This is a genomic window from Micromonospora sp. NPDC051924, from assembly GCF_055586005.1.
The window spans coordinates 30142-51076 of sequence record NZ_JBVJJA010000029.1 but is presented as its reverse complement, the minus strand read 5'-3'; the positions used below and the strand labels follow the sequence as shown (position 1 = coordinate 51076).

At 71.9% G+C, this 20935-nt stretch carries 22 protein-coding genes, 1 tRNA gene and 1 pseudogene; 8 read left to right on the top strand and 16 right to left on the bottom strand.

The window, feature by feature from the left end; translation table 11 throughout:
* Window positions 1–104: 104 nt before the first annotated feature.
* The 3 genes from ACZ6S5_RS22460 to ACZ6S5_RS22450 all read right to left on the bottom strand — a co-directional run bounded on the left by ACZ6S5_RS22460 (window position 105) and on the right by ACZ6S5_RS22450 (window position 3259).
* The gene (locus ACZ6S5_RS22460) at window positions 105–587 is read right to left on the bottom strand and encodes a GNAT family N-acetyltransferase (RefSeq protein WP_466003339.1); all 483 of its coding nucleotides are present in this window, start codon (window positions 585–587) and stop codon (window positions 105–107) included.
* A gap of 228 nt (window positions 588–815) precedes the next feature.
* The gene (locus ACZ6S5_RS22455) at window positions 816–2300 is read right to left on the bottom strand and encodes an NCS2 family permease (RefSeq protein ID WP_466003337.1); all 1485 of its coding nucleotides are present in this window, start codon (window positions 2298–2300) and stop codon (window positions 816–818) included.
* Between the two features lie 239 nt (window positions 2301–2539).
* Complete coding sequence (locus ACZ6S5_RS22450) at window positions 2540–3259, bottom strand: Stf0 family sulfotransferase (RefSeq protein WP_466003336.1); 720 nt, start codon at window positions 3257–3259, stop codon at window positions 2540–2542.
* A 70-nt stretch (window positions 3260–3329) separates the two neighbouring features.
* On the opposite strand from ACZ6S5_RS22450, the gene ACZ6S5_RS22445 reads away from it, so the two are divergent.
* Window positions 3330–3479: a hypothetical protein gene (locus tag ACZ6S5_RS22445; RefSeq protein ID WP_466003335.1), complete on the top strand. Its 150-nt coding sequence runs from the start codon at window positions 3330–3332 to the stop codon at window positions 3477–3479.
* A gap of 10 nt (window positions 3480–3489) precedes the next feature.
* On the opposite strand, the gene ACZ6S5_RS22440 is transcribed toward ACZ6S5_RS22445, so the two are convergent.
* From ACZ6S5_RS22440 to ACZ6S5_RS22430, 3 genes are read right to left on the bottom strand one after another with little or no spacing between them, the layout of a single operon-like run.
* Window positions 3490–4767 (bottom strand): MFS transporter, encoded by a 1278-nt coding sequence (locus ACZ6S5_RS22440; protein ID WP_466003333.1) that lies wholly within the window; start codon window positions 4765–4767, stop codon window positions 3490–3492.
* Between the two features lie 44 nt (window positions 4768–4811).
* Complete coding sequence (locus tag ACZ6S5_RS22435) at window positions 4812–5321, bottom strand: 2'-5' RNA ligase family protein (RefSeq protein ID WP_466003332.1); 510 nt, start codon at window positions 5319–5321, stop codon at window positions 4812–4814.
* Window positions 5322–5326: 5 nt separating this feature from the next.
* Window positions 5327–5647 carry a hypothetical protein gene (locus ACZ6S5_RS22430; RefSeq protein WP_466003330.1) on the bottom strand — a complete coding sequence of 107 codons (321 nt, stop codon included), beginning with the start codon at window positions 5645–5647 and terminating at the stop codon, window positions 5327–5329.
* Window positions 5648–5729: 82 nt separating this feature from the next.
* Here ACZ6S5_RS22430 and ACZ6S5_RS22425 point away from each other — a divergent pair, with 82 nt between their 5' ends.
* The 3 genes from ACZ6S5_RS22425 (at window position 5730) to ACZ6S5_RS22415 (ending at window position 7468) form a co-directional block, all read left to right on the top strand.
* Complete coding sequence (locus ACZ6S5_RS22425) at window positions 5730–5906, top strand: hypothetical protein (RefSeq protein WP_466003329.1); 177 nt, start codon at window positions 5730–5732, stop codon at window positions 5904–5906.
* Window positions 5907–5985: 79 nt separating this feature from the next.
* Window positions 5986–6153 (top strand): hypothetical protein, encoded by a 168-nt coding sequence (locus ACZ6S5_RS22420; RefSeq protein WP_466003327.1) that lies wholly within the window; start codon window positions 5986–5988, stop codon window positions 6151–6153.
* Between the two features lies 1 nt (window position 6154).
* A complete protein-coding gene (locus ACZ6S5_RS22415; RefSeq protein WP_466003325.1) occupies window positions 6155–7468 on the top strand; it encodes an MFS transporter in 1314 nt (437 codons plus the stop codon).
* Window positions 7469–7513: 45 nt separating this feature from the next.
* On the opposite strand, the gene ACZ6S5_RS22410 is transcribed toward ACZ6S5_RS22415, so the two are convergent.
* Entirely contained in the window at window positions 7514–8053 is a 540-nt protein-coding gene (locus ACZ6S5_RS22410) for a M23 family metallopeptidase (protein ID WP_466003324.1), read from the bottom strand.
* A gap of 558 nt (window positions 8054–8611) precedes the next feature.
* Between ACZ6S5_RS22410 and ACZ6S5_RS22405 the strand changes: the two are divergent.
* Window positions 8612–8809 (top strand): annotated as a pseudogene (locus ACZ6S5_RS22405) (cell division protein DivIVA); the annotation flags it as partial.
* Window positions 8810–8862: 53 nt separating this feature from the next.
* Here ACZ6S5_RS22405 and ACZ6S5_RS22400 read toward each other — a convergent pair.
* Window positions 8863–9132: a hypothetical protein gene (locus ACZ6S5_RS22400; RefSeq protein WP_466003322.1), complete on the bottom strand. Its 270-nt coding sequence runs from the start codon at window positions 9130–9132 to the stop codon at window positions 8863–8865.
* A 207-nt stretch (window positions 9133–9339) separates the two neighbouring features.
* Here ACZ6S5_RS22400 and ACZ6S5_RS22395 point away from each other — a divergent pair, with 207 nt between their 5' ends.
* On the top strand, window positions 9340–9825 hold the full coding sequence (locus tag ACZ6S5_RS22395; protein ID WP_466003320.1) for a carboxymuconolactone decarboxylase family protein: 486 nt from the start codon (window positions 9340–9342) through the stop codon (window positions 9823–9825).
* 96 nt (window positions 9826–9921) lie between these two features.
* Here the strand turns inward: ACZ6S5_RS22395 and ACZ6S5_RS22390 are convergent, their stop codons facing one another.
* Complete coding sequence (locus tag ACZ6S5_RS22390) at window positions 9922–11001, bottom strand: DUF5937 family protein (protein ID WP_466003318.1); 1080 nt, start codon at window positions 10999–11001, stop codon at window positions 9922–9924.
* 130 nt (window positions 11002–11131) lie between these two features.
* Here ACZ6S5_RS22390 and ACZ6S5_RS22385 point away from each other — a divergent pair, with 130 nt between their 5' ends.
* Window positions 11132–12466, top strand: a complete 1335-nt coding sequence (locus ACZ6S5_RS22385) for an MFS transporter (RefSeq protein ID WP_466003316.1) — start codon at window positions 11132–11134, stop codon at window positions 12464–12466.
* Between the two features lie 383 nt (window positions 12467–12849).
* Here ACZ6S5_RS22385 and ACZ6S5_RS22380 read toward each other — a convergent pair whose 3' ends face one another.
* The 3 genes from ACZ6S5_RS22380 to ACZ6S5_RS22370 all read right to left on the bottom strand — a co-directional run bounded on the left by ACZ6S5_RS22380 (window position 12850) and on the right by ACZ6S5_RS22370 (window position 16563).
* Window positions 12850–13512, bottom strand: coding sequence for a Type 1 glutamine amidotransferase-like domain-containing protein (locus tag ACZ6S5_RS22380; RefSeq protein ID WP_466003315.1), 663 nt, complete (start codon window positions 13510–13512; stop codon window positions 12850–12852).
* A gap of 535 nt (window positions 13513–14047) precedes the next feature.
* Entirely contained in the window at window positions 14048–14398 is a 351-nt protein-coding gene (locus ACZ6S5_RS22375; protein WP_466003314.1) for a hypothetical protein, read from the bottom strand.
* Window positions 14399–14637: 239 nt separating this feature from the next.
* Complete coding sequence (locus ACZ6S5_RS22370) at window positions 14638–16563, bottom strand: S9 family peptidase (protein ID WP_466003313.1); 1926 nt, start codon at window positions 16561–16563, stop codon at window positions 14638–14640.
* A 257-nt stretch (window positions 16564–16820) separates the two neighbouring features.
* On the opposite strand from ACZ6S5_RS22370, the gene ACZ6S5_RS22365 reads away from it, so the two are divergent.
* A complete protein-coding gene (locus ACZ6S5_RS22365) occupies window positions 16821–16973 on the top strand; it encodes a hypothetical protein (RefSeq protein ID WP_466003311.1) in 153 nt (50 codons plus the stop codon).
* 74 nt (window positions 16974–17047) lie between these two features.
* On the opposite strand, the gene ACZ6S5_RS22360 is transcribed toward ACZ6S5_RS22365, so the two are convergent.
* The 4 genes from ACZ6S5_RS22360 to ACZ6S5_RS22345 form a co-directional block, all read right to left on the bottom strand.
* Window positions 17048–17122: transfer RNA gene (locus ACZ6S5_RS22360), tRNA-Val, on the bottom strand.
* 82 nt (window positions 17123–17204) lie between these two features.
* Window positions 17205–17672, bottom strand: coding sequence for a peroxiredoxin (locus ACZ6S5_RS22355; RefSeq protein WP_466003309.1), 468 nt, complete (start codon window positions 17670–17672; stop codon window positions 17205–17207).
* Between the two features lie 79 nt (window positions 17673–17751).
* The gene (locus ACZ6S5_RS22350; protein WP_393184674.1) at window positions 17752–18189 is read right to left on the bottom strand and encodes a DUF3052 domain-containing protein; all 438 of its coding nucleotides are present in this window, start codon (window positions 18187–18189) and stop codon (window positions 17752–17754) included.
* Window positions 18190–18299: 110 nt separating this feature from the next.
* The gene (locus tag ACZ6S5_RS22345) at window positions 18300–20897 is read right to left on the bottom strand and encodes a transketolase C-terminal domain-containing protein (RefSeq protein WP_466003425.1); all 2598 of its coding nucleotides are present in this window, start codon (window positions 20895–20897) and stop codon (window positions 18300–18302) included.
* Window positions 20898–20935: the final 38 nt, after the last annotated feature.

Here is a 20935-nt window from a genome sequence, read left to right as displayed (position 1 = left end):
GTGCCCCGCATTGCTTCCGTGTCGTTTCTGCTCGTTGCCGCTTCCCCTCCTGTCTCCCCCCCCCCCCCCCCCCCCCCCCCCCCCCCCCCCCCCCGGACCCGGTGCTACCCGGCGACGTACCGGTGCAGCGGCCCCTCGTCGGAGGCCACGATGCCGTCCCGGCGCAGGCCGGCCTTCTCCAGCACCCGGACCGACGGCACGTTGGCCGGGTCCACGGTGGCGAAGACCTCCGCCACCCCGGGTACGGTGCGGGCGAAGGCGACCAGCGCCCGGACGGCCTCGGTGGTGTAGCCCCGGCAGCGCCGGGACGGGGCGACGCCGTAGCCGAACTCGACCGCGCCGTCGAGGACCGGCAGTTTCAGCCCGATCCCGCCGACGGTCAGGCCGGTCTCCCGTTCGATCATCTGGAAGTGCCCGTGCGGCCGGTCCGGCTCGCGGGTGAGCAGGCCGGCGATCATCCGGTCGCCCTCGAAGGGGTAGTCCGCCGCCCAGTACGGGCGGCGCTCACCGGCGACGACGGCTTCGGCCTCCTCGGCCGGCCAGTGGCGCAGCACGAGACGGTCGGTGGTCAGGTCAGGAAAAGACAACGCGAAACTCCCAAGGTCGTGGAGCGACCCGGGTCGCGGTGAATCTCAGTCAGGAGGCGCGACCCGGAAGAGGGCATGGCAGGAGAAGCTCATGGCGGTCCATGGCCTCATCTCCCCTGCGCCCACGACGGTCGCGTGTCCGCGCGTCGGCACTCTAACCCATGATCCGGATACGCCGCGCCCCCGCTGCCTCGGGCCGGGGGCAGCGGGGGCGCGACGGACGACCGGTCAGCTGACGCCGGTGACGGCCTTGACCAGGTTGATGCCGAAGTAGATCACGAACGCGACGGCGACGGCCCACAGCAGCGGGTGGATCTGCCGGGCCTTGCCCTGCGCGACCCGGATCGCCACCCAGCTGACGAAGCCGGCACCGATGCCGTTGGTGATCGAGTAGGTGAACGGCATGAGGGTCATGGTCAGGAACGCCGGGACGGCGACGCCCACGTCGGTGAAGTCGATGTCCTTGACCTGGCGGATCATCATCGCGCCGACGATCACCAGGGCCGGGCCGGCGGCCTCGCTCGGCACCAGCGACACCAGCGGGGTGAGCAGCAGCGCGCCGAGGAAGAGCACGCCGGTGACCACGCTGGTCAGGCCGGTACGACCACCGTCCGCGATGCCGGAGGAGGACTCCACGTAGGTGGTGGCGGAGGAGGCGCTGCCCGCGCCGCCGGCGACCGCGGCGACACCGTCGACGAAGAGCACCTTGCCCAGGCGGGGCATGTCGGTGCCGTCCTCGGTGGCCAGGTTGGCCTGCTTGGCCAGGCCGACGGTGGTGCCCATGACGTCGAAGAAGTCGGCGAGCACCAGGGTGAAGACCAGCAGCAGCGCGGTCATCACGCCGACGTGCGCGAACGCGCTGAACGAGACGTTGCCGATCAGGTGCAGGTCGGGCCCCTTGACCAGCGGGTCCGGCAGGGTCGGGACGTTGAGCCGCCACCCGTCCGGGTTGGGCTTGCCGTCGGCGGTGAACGCCCCGCCGGGCTTGGCGAACGCGTTGACGATCACCGCGATGACGGTGGTGGCGACGATGCCGATCAGCACGCCGGCCTTGACCTTCTTGGCGACCAGGATGCCCGTGACCAGCAGGCCGACCACGAAGACGATCGTGGGCCAGCCGTGCAGGGTGCCGTTGGCGCCGGAGCCGAGCTGCAGCGGCACGCCGGTGCTGGCCCGGACGAAGCCGCCGTCGACGAAACCGATCAGCGCGATGAACAGGCCGATACCGGCCGCGATGGCGGCCTTCAGCTCGGCCGGGATGGCCCGGAAGACGGCCTTCCGGAAGCCGGTCAGCACCAGCACGGTGATGATCAGACCCTCGATCACCACCAGGCCCATCGCCTCCGCCCAGGTCATCTGGGAGGCGACGGCGTACGCGACGAAGGCGTTCAGGCCCAGGCCGGTCGCCACGGCGAACGGCACCCGGCCGACCACGCCCATCATGATCGTCATGACGGCGGCGACGAGGGCGGTGACCCCGGCGACCGGCGCGATGCCGAGCAGATTGCCGTCCTTGTCCGGGGCGGTGCCAATGATCAGCGGGTTCAGCACGACGATGTACGCCATCGTCGCGAAGGTGGTGAGGCCGGCGAGCACCTCGCGCTTGACCGTCGAACCCCGGCGGGTGATCTCGAAGAAGCGGTCGAGGCGGCCGCGTTCGGCGGGCTCCGCCGGCTCGACCGGGGCAGCAGGATCCTGCGTAGTCACGCTCATGGCGTGGACTTACTCCGTTCCGGGTTGGCCCGCCGGACGCGCCGGTCGGGCGGTGGGGGTGCAGCCGATCCGATTCGGTTGGCCCGGAGAACGTCGGAACGGCTGGGCTTCACGGATCCCGTGAAGCACTACGAAGCCGCACCCTGGTCGGGGAGCGACTTCGCAGCGCCCACTTTAACCGTCGGGTAACGGCGGATGACCTGCCCCTGCGCGTCTCCCCGGGGCGAGCGTGGCCAAGGTCACGTTCGGGACCGGTGGCGGGCGATCCAGTCGGCGTTGAGCGCGTCGGCCTGCCGCCGGTGCCGGGGACGGACCGCCGCCCCGGGCGGCAGGGCGAGGCCGAGGGCGTCGAGGACCCCGAGGGTCACCGCGGTGGGGTCGGCCGCCAGGTGTTCGTAGCGCACCCGGTGCGGGGTGATCCGGTACGCGGCGAACCACTCGTCCCAGGCGGCCTGGTGCGCCTCGATGGTCCGCAGCAGCTCGTCGACGCCGTCCGGGTCGTACACCGGGGTCCGGCCGTTCGCGCCCGCGTCGCCCACGTACCAGAGTTGCGTCTGCTCGGCGCGCAGCCAGGACACCGCCTGGGCCAGCACGTCGTCCCGGCGCAGGTGCACGAAGGCCGTCCGGCCGAAGGCGCGGCGCAGCAGCTCATCGTCCGCGCCGGCCAGCTCCGGATGCGCGCCGGCCAGGCCGTCGACCACCCGGTCGAGGGTGCCCCACATCAGCTTCGCCCCGAACACCCCGTTGCCGGTGCGCCCGGCCGCCAGTGCCGCCTGGACGTAGTCGTCGTACCCCCAGCCGGACGCCAGCCCCCAGCGCCCCGCCCACAGTTCCTCGTCGGGCATCCGGAAGTACGCCTCCGGCCGGCCGGCGACCCCCGTGGAGGCCAGCAGGCCGCAGAGCAGCGAACTGCCCGTGCGCGGCGTGGCACAGATGAAGTACGCGTCGACGTCCGCCATCCCCCGAGCCAATCGACGCGGCTCGCTCCCGGCAACCCGTTTACCGGCGGCGCCTGGCATGATCACGCCCGTGGCCGGTACCCACCTCGTGGTCACGTACGACGGGCGGCGGCTGCGCGGCGGCTGGCGCGCCACGGCGCCGGACTGGACGGACGGCCCCGGCGTGGACGACGCGCCCGACGCGGGGCGGGACCTGTTCCCCGACGGCCCGTTCGCCTGAGCCGCCGCCGTCACTCCCGCCCGGCCGGGGCGGGTGCCGGTTCCGTCTCCGGGGCGGCGTCGGGGTGCCGGGCGGCACGGACCGGCGAGAGGGCGGCCACCGTGGCCGCGACCGCCATCCCGGCGACCGCGATCCCGATCGTCGCCCGGTAGCCGACGTGCTTGGCGAGCAGGCCGCCGACCGGGGCGCCGATGGTCAGCATGCCCCAGTTCAGCGAGCGGATGGTGGCGTTCATCCGGCCCTGCAGGCGGTCCGGGGTGACCGCCTGCCGGTATCCCATCTCGTTCGGCCCGCTGACCCCGAGCGCGAGCCAGATGACCACCTGCGCGGCGCCCACCATCAGCCACCCGGCCGGACCGGTCACGGCGAGCGCCGCCAGGGTCCAGCCCACCGGCTCGACCACCCGTTCCAGCAGGATGGCCCGGCCCGCACCCCACCGGCCGACGCGGTGGGACAGCGCGTTGCCGGCCACCGCGCCGACGCCGCCGAGGGCCAGCACCACGCCGAGCCCGAACGCCGCCCGCTGCTCGCTCACCGCCGGGTCGAGTCCGCGTACGACGAGGAGGGTGAACCCGGTGGAGGCGACGCTGGCGAAGAGGAAGCGGGCGTGCAGGGTGAGCGCGTACGGCGCCAGCACCGGGTGCCGGTACACCCACGACAGTCCCTCCCGCAGCTCGTGCCGAAGGTGGCGGCGGGCCGGCGCGGGGGCCGGCTCCGGCCGCCGGATCGTCGCCAGCAGCAGCCCGGAGACCAGGTAGGAGACGGCGTCCACCAGCATCGCGACCGGCGCGCCGACCGCCGTCACCAGCGCGCCGCCGAGGAACGGTCCGGTGGTCTGGGCCAGCGAGCCGCTCTGCTCCAGCCGCGCGTTGGCCCGGGTCAGGGCGGCGGGCGGGACGAGCCGGGGCAGGTAGGACTGGTGGGCGGCCTCGTGCAGCAGCGACAACGCGCCGAGGACGGCGACCAGGACCAGCAGCAGGGGCACCCGCAGCAGACCGAGCAGGGCGAGCGCCGCGATCACGGTCAGCAGCCCGGCGCGGGCCAGGTCGGTGGCGACCAGGATCGGCCGCCGCCGGTGGCGGTCGGCCACCACCCCGGCCAGCACGCCGAAGAGGAGGTACGGCGTCCAGCGCGCCCCGTTGATCAACCCCACCTCGGCGTCGCCCGCGTCCAGCGTGACGATCGCCAGGATCGGCAACGCCACGGTCGTCAGGTACGTCCCGAACGTGGAGATCGTGTCGGCCGCCCAGAACCGCGCGTATCCGGGGTGGGCGGACAACCGGTTCATGATCACGACGGTAGTCGGCACCAGTCTCCCCCGCTGCCCCGCGATCAGGGCCGGACGGCCCCGCCCAGCGGCAGCCGGCGCAGCACGCTGAAGGTGCGGGCGGTGGTCTCGGTGAACAGCACCTCCGCGACCGGGAATTCCGCCGACACCGCCCGGCCGGCGAGCGCGGCCCGGCACTCCTCGCCCCGCGTCGACGTACGGGGATGGGCGACGGTGACGTGGGCCGCGAAGTCGACCGGGGTCATCAGCGCGGCGAGCAGTCCCCGGCGCAGACCCATCCAGCCGCCCTCGACGTCGTCGACGCCGACGAAGACTCCGCCCCGCCCCTGGTCCTCGGCGAACACTCCGCCGAGCCGGAGCCGGAACGGCGACGCGGTGGCGAGCCGCTCTGCGGCGCGGCGCAGCAGCAGCGCCTCGTCGACGGTCTCCTCCGGGTACGCGATCGTGACGTGCGCCGGCACGACGGCCGCCATCGCCGGGTCCCAGGTCCGTCGCCAGCCCTCGACCAGTTCGCGGGCCGGCCCGGTGACCAGGGCACAGAGGTGCCGTCGCACGGCGGTCAGGCCTTGCGCCGGAAGCGGGCATGGTCGCCCTCGATGATGAGATTGAACAGCGGCACCTGTGCGCCGGCGGGATCCGTCAGGCGCACGTTCGCCAGGATGGTCTGCAACGCCGCGCCACCACGGTCGAAGTCTCCGGTGCGCAGGCACTCCACCGCCGCGTCGAACAGCGGGCGCAGGTCCCGCTCGAACGTGCCGAGCGGGTGGAACCGACCGCCGGTCCAGAACATGTCGTGGAAGCCGGCGTCGCGGATCTCGCCGACGAGGTCGCGTCCCCAGTGGATCCGCCAGGTGTCCGCGTCACGCCCCACCCCCCGCATGGGCAGACCCTAGCCTCGGTCAGCCGTCACCGCCTGTCGTACCGGCATGTCAGGATCCGGCGGCCGATCGACGGGAGCGAACATGGGTGCCTCGGGCTGGACGTGCACCGTCTCGACGCCGGCCCCGGCGCAGGTCGAGGAGGGGCTGAAGAGCTTCGACCCGTCCCCGATCCGCGACCGGCGGCAGGGCGTCCACGTGGTCAGCTACCCGGACGGCGAGCCGGCCGCGCTGCACTTCACCGGCTCCTCCGGCGACTGACCGACGGCTTCGCCGCGATCCCCGTTCACAGGTCCGTCCACCTGGCAGCGCGGTGCCTTCCCGCCGTGGCGCAGCCCTGTTGATCATGGAGTTGGCGGCAGCCCACGAGATCGGCTTCGCCGCCAACTTCATGATCGACACGCCTGGCACCGTGTCGGACGCTGGCACCTCCATCGATCTCGGCGACGGTCTTCTGCCTACAGGCGATTTCCTTGGCGCGCGGCACCCGCCTCGGGTCGGGTGGTGACATGACGTCGGACGCGGTGCCGCCCCGGTTTCCCCGATCCTCGCCCTACTGGCCGGTGGTCAGCCACCCGTTGCTGCGTCGGGTCCTGCCCGGACTCGCGGTCTCCGCACTGGGCGACGGGATGGCGTTGATCGCGGTGACCTGGCTGGCGATACAGCTCGCACCGGAAGGACAGCGCGGGACGTGGACCGCGCTCGCGGTAGCCGCGTACACCCTGCCCAGCGCGGCCGGCACGCTGGTCTTCGGCCGGCTGCTGGCCGGCCGGAGCGGCGCCCAACTCGCCGGCTGGGATGCGACGCTGCGTGCCGCCGCGCTCGCCGCGGTCCCCGCCGCCCACCTGGCCGGGGTGCTCAGCGTCGGGCAGTACGTGGCCCTGCTCGCCGCCTCCTCGCTGCTGCACTCGTGGGGTTCGGCCGGACGCTTCACGCTGATCGCCGAACTGCTGCCACACCGGGACCACCTGCCGGCCAACGCGGTGCTCACCATGATCTCGGACGTCGCCACCATCGTCGGGCCGCCGCTGGCGGGGATCCTCATCGGCTGGGCCGGTCCGGTGTGGGTCATCGCGATCGACGCGGTCAGTTTCGCCGTCCTGGCGCTCACCTACCGCCTCGCGGTTCCGGCCGCCCACCCGGCACGCCCCGCGGAGCGCGCCTCCTCCCGCACCGTCGGCTTCGGCATCATCCTCCGGGACCGGGCCCTGCTCGGTCTGCTGGCCCTGACGTTCGGGTTCTTCCTCCTGTTCGGGCCGTTCTACGTGGCCATGCCCATCCGCGTCGTCGACGACCGGCACGGGTCCGCGGCAACTCTCGGCCTCTACTACACGGCCTTCGGGGTCGGTGCCCTCCTCGGTGGGCTCGCCACCGGCTATCTGCGCCGCTGGCCACTGCGGCCGACCGCCGTCGGCATCGTCACCGGATTCGGTGTCGCCATGGTGCCGCTCGGCCTGGACGTACCCGTCGGCCTGTCCCTGCCGGCCTTCGCCCTCGCCGGCCTGATCTGGGCGCCGTACCTGTCCGTCTCGACGGCGCTGTTCCAACGCCGCACCAGTCCCGCCAGGCTTCCCCAGGTCCTGGCGGCGAGGGGCGCCGTCACCGTGCTGGCGGTGCCGGCGGGCACCATGCTCGGTGGTCCCCTGACGGCCGCCGTGGGCGCCCGCCAGACGCTGCTGCTGTGCGCGGCCGCGACCATCGTCCTCGGCGTCGTCGCCGCCGGACTCACCGTGCTGCCACGCCGGCCGCCAGGGACGGACGGCGGCCCTCTCGGCGTACGGCCGGCGACGGGACCCGACCCTCGACGAGTTCCGGCAGGCTGAGCGCCGTCAATTGGTGGGCGAGCCGCTGCCGCTCGTCGTCGTCGGTCATTCCGCTACCTCCTCGGGCGCTCCGGCAACCGTTTCGACGATGTCGCCGTTGTCCGGCACGCCGCGCCGCACCCGCTCCTCGACACCGCGGCGGCGGACGCGGTAGTCACGGAAGACGATCGGCACGCCAACGGCGGTGAACGGGTCGACGTCGTCCATCACCTGAAGGTGCACGTGCGGCTGGGTGGAGTTGCCCGAGTTGCCGCACCGGCCCACCGGCTGGCCGGCGGCCACCATCTCGCCCGGTCGCACGGCGACGGTGCCGCGACGCAGGTGTGCGACCACCAGGTACGGCCCGCCGTCCGCCAGGTCGAGGACGACGTGGTTGCCGGCCAGCCCACGGGCGCCCCGCCGAGCCCGGGACGCCTGGGTCAGCGCGTACGAGATGCCGGCGAGCGGCGAGCGCCGGGCCACCAGGTCCGGCTCACCGTCCTGCGCCGACACCACTCGCCCGCCGGCGGGCGCGAGGATCGGCTGGTCGAAGGCGTAGAACCGGTCCACCGGTTCAACCGCCCAGATGGTCCGCCAATCCCGCACGGCTGCCGTCCGTCGGTCGTGGACGGCGACGAAGTCGATGGCGTGACTCGCGCCAAAGGCGTGGGTGCCGTGACTCGGGACTCGACGGGTCGGGCTGTTGCGGACGATCCAGGTCCCGTGGAACGGCAGCCGCAACACCACCGGTTGCGCCGATCCCGACCGACGAGCGGCCCGACTCATCACGAACTCCCCACTGCCCATGCCGGGCTCTACCCCGGTCCGGGGGGACCGGCCGCCCGGTCCCGCTGGAACGGGTCCGTCGAGACATGAGTTCCAGGATGCCCGACCCTGGCGAATCGCAGGCGCAGGCCGCCGGCGAGGCAGCAGGCCCGGTTTGACGCGGCCTGCGATCGTGGAGCGGATCGAATGCGCAGCCCGCGCTGCCGGGGAGGGCCGATGAAGAGAGCTGCGACGTCGTTCTCGGTGCTGCTGGTCGGGCTCGGCGTCGGCGCCGTAGGAGGCGCTCAGGTCGGCGCGGCCGCCGTCTGGCCCGGCGTCGTCGTCGGCCTGGCAGGGGTGGCGCTGTCCCTGTTCCGCTCCCCACCCGACACGGCGGACGCGGAGGCGGCGGCTCAGCCACCGGATCGACGCCCGACGCTCTCCGGGCTGGGTACCAGGGTCGAGGAGGTCATCCGCCTGGCCGAGGAGCAGGCTGACCACCACCGCGCCACCGCCGAGCGTGAGGCCGAGCGCATGCTGTCGGAGGCCCGGTCAGCGGCCCGCCTGATCGTGGACCGGGCGCGCGCCGAAGCGGCCGGGCCGACGGAGGCCCCAACCGACCGTTGAGCGTTCCCCGCATCGTCGAGGCGTCAGGGCCAGGGCTCCCACGCGAGTGCCTCGCGCCAGCCGGGTCGGTCGAAGGCCCAGGCCGCGAGGACCGTCGCGACCGGCTCGACCCCGATCACCACCGGCTGCTTCGGCACGTGTGCCTGGAAGTGCCGGTCCTCGCCGCCGTCCCGGTATTCCACCTGGTAGCTCAGGTCGTCGTTGAGACAGACCTGCATGTAGTGCTGTCCGGCCGGTTCCCGGTCGAGCCGCTCGACTCCAAGGACCGGGCAGCTCGATCGACCAACCGCCACCCAGCACCGACCTGACGCTCATGGTCCGCCCCGAGTTCGCCTGAGCCGCACAGGCCAGGGCACGCGGAGCCGAGGGAACCCTCGATCGGTGGCGCGCGTCACGCGACCACGCTGTCACAAGGCTCGGCCCACCGGCATCTCCATGTTCGTCACGACGCCGCGCGAACCAACCGCGCGGCACGCCACTCCACGAGTAGGGACGACGCCATGGAACCCCGGATCAACCTGATGACCAACGAGATCGCCGTCAAGTTCTTCAAGCGGTTCGCCAATGCCGGCCTGGTCATCCAGCAATCGCCGCTGCCGAAGTCCACGCAGGAGCTGGTGTCGCTGCGCGCCAGCCAGATCAACGGCTGCGGGTGGTGCATCGACATGCACACCAAGGATGCCGCGGCCGCCGGCGAAACCGCGGTCCGACTCAACCTCGTCGCCGCCTGGCGCGAGTCCACCGTGTTCACCGAGGCCGAACAGGCCGCGCTGGCGCTCGCCGAGGAGGGCACCCGGCTCGCCGACGCCCACCACGGCGTGTCCGACGAGACCTGGGCCCAGGTCCGCAAGCACTACGACGACGACCAGATCGCCGCGCTGGTCTGCCTGGTCGGCCTGATCAACGCCGCCAACCGGCTCGCCGTGATCGTGCACCAGCAGGGCGGCTCCTACGAGCCCGGCATGTTCGCCGCCGCGTTCAACTGACCGGCGGACGAACCCGGCCCGGTCCAGGATCATCCGATCCGGGCCGGGCCGGGGCACCCTGCGACGTCTTCCTGCCCACGTACGCGTCCTGGCTGTTCAGCGCCCGAGGACGTCCACCAGTTGCTGCCCCAGGCCGGTGCAGGCCTCCATGTCCAGGCGATACGTCACGTAACGGCCGCGGCGCGCCGAGATCAGCAGCCCGGCCGCCTTTAGCACCGCGAGGTGCCTGGACACCTCCGGCGCCGTCACCCGCCAAAAGTCGGCCAGCTCGCCGGTCGTGTGCGGACCTCGGGCGAGCGTGCGGCAGAAACGTAGCCGCAGCGGGTGCGCAAGCGCGGTCAGCCGAGCATCCAGTTCGTCCACCCGCAACACCGGGCGCGGGTCCCAGCCAGGTGCCGGGTACTGCAGCACGGGCAGCCAGCCGGGCGCGTACACGACGGTCATATGCGGTGCGCCGTACGCGCTCGGGATGAGCGTCATCCCGCCGCCGCGACCGTCTGCGGTCTGGTCCTGCAGCTTGTCGATCGTCAGAATGCCGCGCTCGGTGTCGACCCCGATTGCGTGCGAGATCCGGCCGAGGGCGCCGATACCCTCGCGGGCCAGGTCGAAGCGTCGACGGTCAGCTTCCTCGGCGAGCGCTGGGCGGACGCGTTTCCAGACCGTGCCGAAGAAGGCGGACTCGCAGGCGAGCAGAAAGCGTCGTACCCGCTCGCGCTCGGCGGCCGGATCGGCGAGCACCCGCTCGGCCCACGCCGCCTGCCGCGGCCCTCGGGCGCGGGCCGCGGCCAGCGCCCGCTGCCGCACGATCGGGTCACGCAGCGGCGACCACATTCGCGGCGCCGGTGAGACGGCCCGATGGGCGGCGAGCGCCGCAGCGACCCAGCGCTCATCGTCCAGGCGGTCGACGTCGTCCAGTTCCTCGCGCAGGCTCGGCCGTGGATCGGACGGGAACAGAAAATCGGCCCGGCCGGAGTGCCAGAGCAGACCAAATTCCTCGAGGTCTGGAGCCAACTCTGCGGGAAGGGCAGCCGCCATCATCGCAACCGCCGCGGCGGTGTCCGGATGATGCTGCGGCTCCGCGAGCACGTGCAGCACCGCGCCGAGCTCCGCGAGCGGCGACGGCGTTATCCGGATCCGATCGGCTGGTACGCCGGCGATGTCGACCGAGGTAACCACAGTACCGATCATGGCAGGGGTCCGGGCCCGGGCAGACCGATTGACGTCGTTTGTCAATCGACGAGGCATGGATTGACGACGCTGGCCAACCTGGGTCCCTTTGCAGCCGTATGGCCGGACGATCGGAGCCGTGACGACCACCCGTACGACGCTTCGTGAGCTGGTCCGCATCCCGGGCGGCGGCCGCTACGCGCTCAGCGCCACAGTCGAGGCAGCGACCTCCGGGATGCTGCGCCCGTTCATCGTAATTTACGCCGTGCTGATCGGGCTCAGCGCGCGGCAGGCCGGTATGACACTGACCGTCGGCATGCTGGCCGGCCTCGGCGCCGTCCCGCTCGCCGGATGGTGGATCGACCGCGGAGCGCGGCGGGCCCCCGCCGTCGCCGCGCTACTGGTGCGAGCGGTGGGGTCGCTGCTGCTTGCCCTGGTGCCCGGCATCGCCGGATTCGCGATCGGTGCGGTGCTCATCGGCGTCGGCACGCAGATCGCTCCACCCACCAATTCCGCGCTGGTCGCCGCGCTGGCCGCCCCGGCCCAGCGTGCGGCGGCGCTGGCCGCGGGCCGCTCGCTGCGCAACGCCGGCCTGGGCGCCGGCGCCCTGCTCGGCACGGTTCTGGTCGCGAGCGGGCCGGAGGTGCTCCGCTGGCTCGCGCTGGCGACGGCGGTCGGGTGCGCGTTCGGCGCGGCGGTGATCGCCCGGATGCCACTGCCCCATCAAGATGTTCCGGCCCCCGCCCGGGCTGCGGCAACGAAGGAAGCGCGCGGTGCCGGCCTACACACCGTTACCATCCTGGCCCTGGCCGGCATTCCGTACGCGTTTTACGCCGACATCCTCGAGATCGCCCTGCCGCTGCTGCTGGTACAGGGCCTGCACGCGTCCCTGGCGTGGCCCTCGGGCATCTTCGTCGCCAACACCGTCATGGTGATTGCGCTGCAGCTGGTCGTGGTAGTGCGCCTCGCGAAGTGGCCGCACCGCACTGTGCTCTTCTGGTCCGGCCTGTTGCTCGCCGCCTCCTACCTCGCCTTCTGGCTCGGCGGGGCGACCGGCGGCGGCCCCGGCACGGTGCTCGTCGCGCTGGTCATCGTGCCTTACACGCTGGGCGAAATTCTCTACACCGGCAGCAGCGTGCCGCTGGTGATCGAGTCAGCACCGCCACACCTGATGGGGCGCGCGCTCGCCCGCTGGCAGCTCAGTTACGGCCTGGCCCGGGCCGTCGATCCCGTCGTCATCACCGGTCTGCTCAGCCTGGGCGCGGCGGCGCTGTGGCTGCCGCTGGCCGCCGCGACCCTGCTGGGCGCAGCGACGGTGCGCCTCGGCACTCGACGGCATCGTCTGCACCGTTCGCCCGGGCAATCCATGAGTCATGCCGTGGCAGATGGCGGGAGCCCGGCCGTCGATGGTCCCCTGACCAAGAGCGTTCACGGTGAGACTGTTACGTCCAGATCTGTGAAAGCCGGAGGTTAGACCCCTCCCGGCTACTCGACCTGAGAGCACCAACGCTTGGTCTCAGCCCACCCGGATCGTGAAGTCCTCCGCCACCGTGCCGAGGCCACCGTCCGCTCGGCATGGCGCCGGCGACGCCAGACATTCGTTGACAGGCCGTCTGGACCGCTCGCCGCTCATAGTAGGACTCGACCGAGTCCTAGTTGTCGCAAGCCACAGGCCCGAACTGCCATCCCGTCGCCGTCAACCCGCCCTGCGGGGAGCGGGCCGCCGCCCGGCACGCCACGTCAAGCGGACCTTGACACAGGTTCGGACGCTGGCGTGACTCGCGGCAGATCCGAGAGCGCACGCGCCTTGCGACATGGGGTCACGTCCAACGACGCGACGTCACGGATGCCGGGCGGCTATGACCCGAACTTCTTCCATTGCCCTTCGGAGACCACCTCGACCGAGCCGTCGACGACCTTGATGGCCGTCTGTTCGTCGATGGCGTAGGCCGGGACACCGATTTCGGCGGCCCATCGCTCTGCGTCGGCCAGGGTGTTTGTTGGGAAGGCGTCCAGGTGCGGGAAGATCGAGAAGTCGACGACTCCCAGGGCGCGGTCGTCCGGCGCGGACGGCCACTCGACGAAATACGTTCCGATCCGGGGCGTCATCACCATGCTTCCGGCACTCACTCCCACCCAGACCGTGTCGGGCAGCGACGGCAGCAGATCGGCCAGCCCGGACTCCCGCATCCAGTGGCACAGGTATGTCGCGTCGCCGCCGTCGACCAGGAGCACGTCGGCCTCCCGGACCCAGGGGACCCATCGCTGCGCGCCGATGGTGGGCAGTGCGGTGAGCTCGAGGACACCGAGCGACGCCCAACCCAGGCCGGACAGGTACTGAAACACGGGCTCGGCGGCTACGAAGCCCCGCACCGATTTCGGACCGCACATCGGGTGACCCCACTGTGCTGTCGGGACGCAGAGGGCGTGGCATTCGGCGATCGGCTTGCCGAGGAGCTGCACGAGCGCCGAGTGGATGCTTGGGTTCGTCACGCCGCCTGACGTAAGCAAGAGCCTCAAGGTGCCTCCAAGTTCGCGCGCGGAAGGTGGATGTACCTAAGACGCAGGACCGTGCTGGAACTCATCGGAGGTCGGGCAACCTCTTCAGAGATCCCTCAGGCCGCCGGGTGCGATTGCCCACTAATCCTCCACCCGGTCCTACCCGCGCAACACGTGCACCCGACCGACGCACGGCCCGAGATCGATCTGTCACGGACGTCCTGAGACCCGACATCGCCGGCAGCCGGTGTCCGGTCTCGGGACCTGCGTGACACATCGAGCCCGGGCGTCGGTCTGGCGGCCCCTGACTCCCCAGAGGATACGTGAGTTCCGCGGTGAAATCGGTTGTTGCATGTCGTGGGGCCCGCCGAACATGGGCGATGTGAGCCGAAGCCTGCGAACAGATCCCCGGTCCCGCCAGGCGCTCCGTCGCGCTCCGGGGCCAGACCGGGTGCGGATCCACGTTCATGCACCGCGACCTGGATTCGTGCATCCGGCAAGCGGACGTGACGTTCGTGAGGTGCTGGAGGCCATCGGGGCTTCCGCATGGTATGGGCTACGCGTTATCGAGTTGCGGCAGACCGAGGACTTCGATCCCGGAGTGGTGGTCTACGGCAAGGCCAGAGCACCAGGCGAGATCTTCCTCTACGAGCAACCGGCACACGAGGCGGCACGGCTGCGAGACTTCATGCGATTTGACGTACTGCTGCACGAGCTTGGCCATCATCTGCTCCAACACCGTGCCCGGAAGGTGGGCGATATCCAGCGACGATCGGACCATGAACGATTCGCCGAAACCTTCGCTGCCCAGTGGAAGCCCGTTGTCCAGGCTACGCTCAACACCCCGCATCAACAGCACGCTGACCGCCCGCCAGCGCGAGGACCGCGCAGGCCAAATGAGAGCCACACGACCAGCGTGGGCAGCCGAGATGAGAGCGACAGCCCGGGCGCCTCGACCGAAGCCTGGCCGGGCCGCGGTCGTAGGTCAATGAACAAGTAGCCGAGATGAGTGCGTGGCTGCTGTGGAACTTGGACGACGATCAGCAACTGCGTCAACGCTTGCCGCTGCTTGCCGCCCTGTTGCTGGAATAGGTGGTCTGGCTTGCGGCGATCGGCCGTAGCGGTCGTGGCGGTCGGACGTTGGGTTCATCCGAGCCACCGGTCGAACCATGCGCGGGTGCGGCGGAGCACGTCGAGTTGGTGGTTGCGTTCGCGGATCGAGTGGTTCTCTCGGGGATAGACGACGTACTTGTGCTCGACTCCGAACCTGCGTAGCGCCCGGTGGAAGAACTCCGCCTGTGATACCGGAACGTTGGTGTCGTTCTCGCCGTGCAGGATCAGCACCGGCGTGCGGACCTTGGAGGCGTACGAGATCGGGCTGAGCCGGTCGTGGCGGTGTGGGCCCGGCCCTTCCCAGCCGCTGCTGCCGCCGAGGGCCGACTCGAACGGCCCCTGCTCTCCGGTCGCGGCGAGCATTCCCCAGTCGCTGATTCCGGCGCCCATCACGGCGGCCTTGAACCGGTCGGTCTGCCCGATCGCCCAGGCGGCCAGGAAGCCGCCGTGGCTCCAGCCGCCGATGCCCAGCCGGTCGGGGTCGGCGACGCCGTCGGCGATGAGCAGGTCGATGCCGGCGCAGATGTCGGTCCACTCGTCCAGGCCGACCGCACCGGCCACGCGCACCGCAAAGTCGTGACCGTGCCCTTGGCCGCCGCGCGGGTTCGGCAGAAACACGGCGTAGCCGGCGGTCGCCAGCCACTGGCCAGACGGGTCCCAGCCGAGCATGAGCCGGTCGGCGTGCCGTTCGTACGGGCCGCCGTGAACCAGTGTCACCAGCGGAAACGGCCCGTCCTTGTGGGACCGGCCGGCGGGCAGGATCAGCAGGCCGTCCAGCGTCAGCCCGTCAGCTGCCTCGTACGACAGGCGTTCCTGGACACCCCACCAGATGCTGCGGAGTTCGGGCCTGAGATCGGTCAGGCTCCTCAGCGGCCCCCAAGCGGGGCCGGCGTGGACGTTCCCGGGCTCGTAGGACGTGCTCACCACCGCCGCGACGGCGTCACCGTGCCGGCTCGTGGTCAACGACGTCGCGAGGCCGTCGACCCGGGACACCTCGACGAGGTTGGGCCCGGCCGGATCGAGCCGGTGGATCGCGGTATCGAGCCCGTCGGCGACCAGCACCAGCGGCAGACCGGCGTCGACCTGAACCAGGTCGCTCGGGCAGACGGTCGTGCCGGCGGTCACGTTACGGTGCTCGCCCACCGGCCCGCTCACCGGCACGGCGACATCGAGAACCGCGTGTCCGCCCACCAGAGCGGGCGGAGTCTTCGCGACATATGCCAAGTGCCAGCCGTCGACGGCGGGCCACCAGACGAGCGACGATGCGCCCGCTGCGGCCGGGCCGAGGTCCCGCGTCACACCGCTGTCCGGATCGAGGAGGTGGAGACCGGGCTCCACAAGGCCCGGGTCCACGTCGGGGGTCGACCAGGTCAGTACCGCCAGGATTCCATCGTCGGGCCGCTGGACCACCTCGACGACATGGCGATCGCCGAACGCATCCGGTGTCCGGACCTCCCGGCCCCGTACGTCGAGCAGCCGCAGCCGGTCCGGGAGTACGCATTCACCCCACACCCGAGCGTCGTCACGCTCCCTCACCCGACGTTCGTCCTCAGCGGACGGTTCATCGGCTGCGATCACCACGACCAGGTCCGGATCGGCTAGTGGGAGGTGCCCGGACACCCCACCGGCCCAGCACGTGACCGCCTGCACAACACCGTCGACCAACCCCACCCGGTGCAGTTGCGCCGTGCCACGCTCGGCCCGGTCGGAGAGAAAATAAATCAACAGCGAATCCCCGGCCCACCGCGGCGCTGATTCGTACGCCTCACCCGAAGTCAATCGTCGCGGAGACCCGGTCCCGTCGACGGCGGCGACCCAGAGTTCGCTGACCGGGTGATCACCAGCCCGCCCGACGGGGGCGACCACGTAGGCGACCCACCTGCCGTCCGGCGACAGCGCCAATGCCCGCGGAACACGACCGTCAACCACCAACTGGGCGGTGAGCTGTGCACGGGCCACCGAGGCACAGTATCGATCAACCGCTACGGCGGCCAACCGCTGCCGCAACGCGCCGCAGCATGGCTGCGGCGTCCTCGCAGGCCGTCCCAATCTCCACCAACAACGCCCGGAGGAAACGATCTCGCTGCTTGATCGGATGCGCACATCTGCCGCTGATCGCGCGTCTTGACCGGCGAGGATCGCATGCCCCAGCGTTAGGCGGCACGCCAGTTACGCAACGTGACGGCCGAGCCCGGAGAGAGCAACGTCGCCAAGTCGTGTCCCTGCTCATGGAGCTGGGCGTTCCGCCGCACGTCGTTCAGGCGATCGCCCGGCACGCCGATGTGAAGATCACTCTCAAGATCTACTCGCACGCCAACCTTGATGTCATGCGGCAGGCGCTCGGGAAGCTCGACGGACGGCTCTCGTAACCGCTACTGCTGTCACCGTTGCTGTCACCGCCCTGGGGAGCGATCTTCTCGGGGCGGTTTTCGCTGGTGGTTGGTGGTGGGCGCGGCAGGTTTCGAACCTGCGACCCCTCGCTTGTAAGGCGAGTGCTCTCCCACTGAGCTACGCGCCCGGAACGCCCGTACGGCGGGCCGGAGGTTGGCAAGCTTACCTGCCGGCCTCCGACCCGGTCGAACGGCGTGCCTGGGGTGGGATCAGGCGGCGACGGCCTCGGCGAGGGCCTTGCGCCAGCCCTGCTGGTCCCGGGCCTCGCCGGGCATGTTCATCTCGGCGAACCGGACCACGCCGGCCTTGTCGATCACGAACGTGCCCCGGTTGGCGATGCCCGCGACGTCATTGAAGACGCCGTACGCCTGGGCGACCGCGCCGTGCGGCCAGAAGTCGGCCAGCAGCGGGAACTGGTAGCCCTCCCGGTCGGCCCAGATCTTGTGCGCGTAGACCGAGTCGACGCTGACGGTCAGCACCTGCATGTCGTCGCTGACGTACTCGTCGAGGTTGTCCCGGACCTCGCAGAGCTCGCCCTGGCAGATGCCGGTGAAGGCGAGCGGGTAGAACACCAGCAGCACGGTGCGCCTGCCGCGGAAGTCGGCGAGCCGGACCTCCTGGTTGTTCTGGTCCTTGAGCACGAAGTCGGGCGCCTCGGCGCCAACCTCGATGGGCATGCGTACTCCTCGGGTCGGGTCTGGAGAAGATCAGCCTGCCACACCCGGCGACGGCGGCCGCCGGGCGCGGTCGGGCCGCCTACTTCTTGCTCTTCGACCCGCGCCGGAGCACGAGGCGGGCGCCGCTCCAGTCGCGGCCCGCGTTGATCGTGGAGGTCTGCTGGAGGCCGGCGGTCTGCGCGCTCTCCGCGACCTCGCTCGGCTCGACGTGACCGTCCCGGCCGGCCTTCGGCGTCAGGAGCCAGACCACGCCGGCGTCGGCCAGTGGTCCGAGGGCGTCGACGAGGAGCTCGAAGAGGTCGCCGTCGCCGTCGCGGTACCAGACCAGAACCGCGTCGACCACCTCGTCGGTGTCCTCGTCGACCAGTTCCCCACAGCGGTCGGTCAGGGCGTCCCGGAGATCCTGGTCGACGTCCTCGTCGTACCCCATCTCCATGACGACCATCCCCGGCTCGATCCCGAACCGGTCCGCCAGGCTGCGTACCCCGTCGGCGGCCTGACCAGCGGTCGCGCTCACTGTCGCGTGCCTCCTCATCTCATCCCTGCTCGCGGCGTCGTTCGACGCCGTCGGCCAAGTCCACACAGTTGTGGCTCCCCGCGCAAGTGGCGCACCGGGTGGAACGGAATTTACCGTGCCAGCAGCGTACGGGCACCCTGGGTAATGGCTTCCGTAGAGACCAGAACCTGACCCGCCGCCGGACCTAATGGTACAAACGAGTCAAGTCCGGCCACTCGCCGCGCCGCGCCGACGTATCCCGCGTCCACCAGCGCGGCGATCACCCCCTCGCCCACCCCGCCGGAACGGCGGGTCTCGTCGACGACCAGCACCCGACCGGTGGCCGATGCCTCCCGGATGATGTCCGCCACCGGCAGCGGCGCGATCCAGCGCAGATCCACCACCCGGGTGCCGATGCCCTCGTCGGCGAGGGTGGCCGCCGCACGCAACGACATGCGTACGCCGTTGCCGAACGTGATGATCGTGACGTCCTCGGCGGAGCCCACCCCGTACACCCGGGCCCGACCGACCGGGACGTGCCCGGCGGCCCACGCCCCCGGCTGGGCGTACTCGCCGAGCCACTCGCCGTCCCCCTCGGAGTAGAGGTCGCGGGTGTGGTAGAGCGCGATCGGCTCCAGGAAGACCGAGACGGTGCCGTCCACCGCCGCCGCGGCCAGGCAGGTACGCAGCATCGGCGCGGCGTCGTCCGGCCGGGCCGGCACGGCGATGACCAGCCCCGGCACGTCCCGGAGCACGGCCAGGGAGTTGTCGTTGTGGAAGTGGCCGCCGAACCCCTCCTGGTACGCCAGCCCGGCGACCCGCACCACCATCGGGTTGCGGAACGCCCCCCGGGAGAAGAACCGCATCGTGGCGGCCTCGCCCCGCAGCTGGTCCTCGGCGTTGTGCAGGTACGCCAGGTACTGGATCTCCGGCACCGGCAGCATCCCGGCCACACCGGCGCCCAGCCCGAGCCCGAGGATCGAGGTCTCGTCCAGCAGCGTGTCGAAGACCCGGGCCGGACCGAACCGGTCCCGCAGCCCCTTGGTCACCCCGTACACGCCGCCCTTGGCGGCGACGTCCTCGCCGAACACGGCCATCCCCGGGTGGTCCAGCATCCCGTCGGCGAGCGCCGCGTTGATGCTCTGCGCCAGGGTGAGCGGGCCGGCCAGCTCCGGGGGCTTGCCGCCGAACGCCTCGGTCCGGGCGCCCGCGCCGGGCCCGGCCGCCCGCTCCGCCACCTCGGCCACCGCCCGGGAGACCCGGGCCGGCCGGCGCGGGGCCAGTTCGGCGATCACCTCGGCCGGGGAGGCCAGCTTCGGCTCGTCGAGCACCTCCTCGGCGATCCGGCGGATCTGCCAGCCGCGTTCGTCGTACCGGGCGAGCAGTTCCTCGCCGCCGGCGAAGCCCGCCTCGACCAGGGTCCGCGCGCTGGCCAGCAGCGGGTCCCGCGCGGCGTCCGCGGCGAGCTCGGCCGGGCTCCGGTACGCGGTCTCGGCGTCCGCCCCGGCGTGACCCATCAGCCGTACGGTGCTCAGGTGCAGCACGGCCGGGCGCCGCTGCCGGCGCACCCAGGCCGCCGCCTCCGCCGCCACCCGGTACGCCTCGACCGGGTCGGTGCCATCGGCCGCGAAGTAGCGGATGCCCGGCTTGGCCCGCAGGGTCGCCTCGACCCAGCCGCGCGGTGAGCGGACGCTGATCCCGAGCCCGTTGTCCTCGCAGACGAAGAGGACCGGGATGCGCAGGCCGGTGTGGTCGTACCAGCCGGCGGTGTTGAACGCGGCGGTGGCCGTGGCGTGGTTGACCGAGGCGTCGCCGAACGAGCAGACCACGATGGCGTCCGGCGGCCAGGGCGAGCCGGGGGTGTCGTCCCCGTCGGCGCGTCGGGGGTTGCCGGCCCGACGCAGCCGTTCCATGGCAAGCCCCATGCCGACCGCCCGCGGCAGGTGGGAGGCGATCGTGGAGGTGGTCGGGATGACGGCCAGGTCGGCCCGGCCGAACACCTTGTGCCGGCCCCCGGCGATCGGCTCCTGCGCCGAGGCGACCATCCCGCGCAGCACGTCCCGCGCCGCCGCCGCGTACGCGTCGTCGGGATCGGGTGCGGGCAGGGGCGGCGCGTGGACGGTGGCCTCGCCGGCGGCGTCGACCACCACGGCAGCGCCGACCGGAAGGCTCGCCACCTCGTCGACGTCCGGGTCCGGCCGGGTCGTCGGCCCGCCCGGCCCGACGAGGTCGGCGGCCTCGGCGACGAAAACCGGAGCATCGGCGGCCTCGGCACCACGAACGGGAGCGCCAGCGACCTCGGCGACGGGAACGGGATCGTCGATGGCGGTCCGGGGATCCGGGATCCGGACCGCCGTCCGGCCGGGACCGTCCGCGCCGGCCTCGTCGTCGCCGGTCCGGCCCTGGGTCCCCGCCTCCCCTGCCGGGACGTCCGGGTCCGCCGGGATCCGATCCGGCCCGGTGCCGGCCGGGGCGACCGTGGCCGCCTGCGGGCCGAGGTCGCCCAGCGCTTCCGGTTCCGAGGCGGCCGGCGCCTCCGGATCGGAGCCGGCCGGGTAGTCGCCGGCCGCCTGGGCGGCCCGGAGGCAGTAGAAGGCCCCGGAGCGGTAATGCAGGAGGGCGGGGTCGGTGGGCCGCAGCGCGGCGGCCACCGCGGCGTTGCCCTCGTGCCCCGCCGAGCCGATGGTGTAGTACCCCTCGCCGAAGCTGCGCAGCCACCGCCCGGCCAGGTCCAGCAGCCGGCTGGTCACCTGGGCGTCGAAGAGGG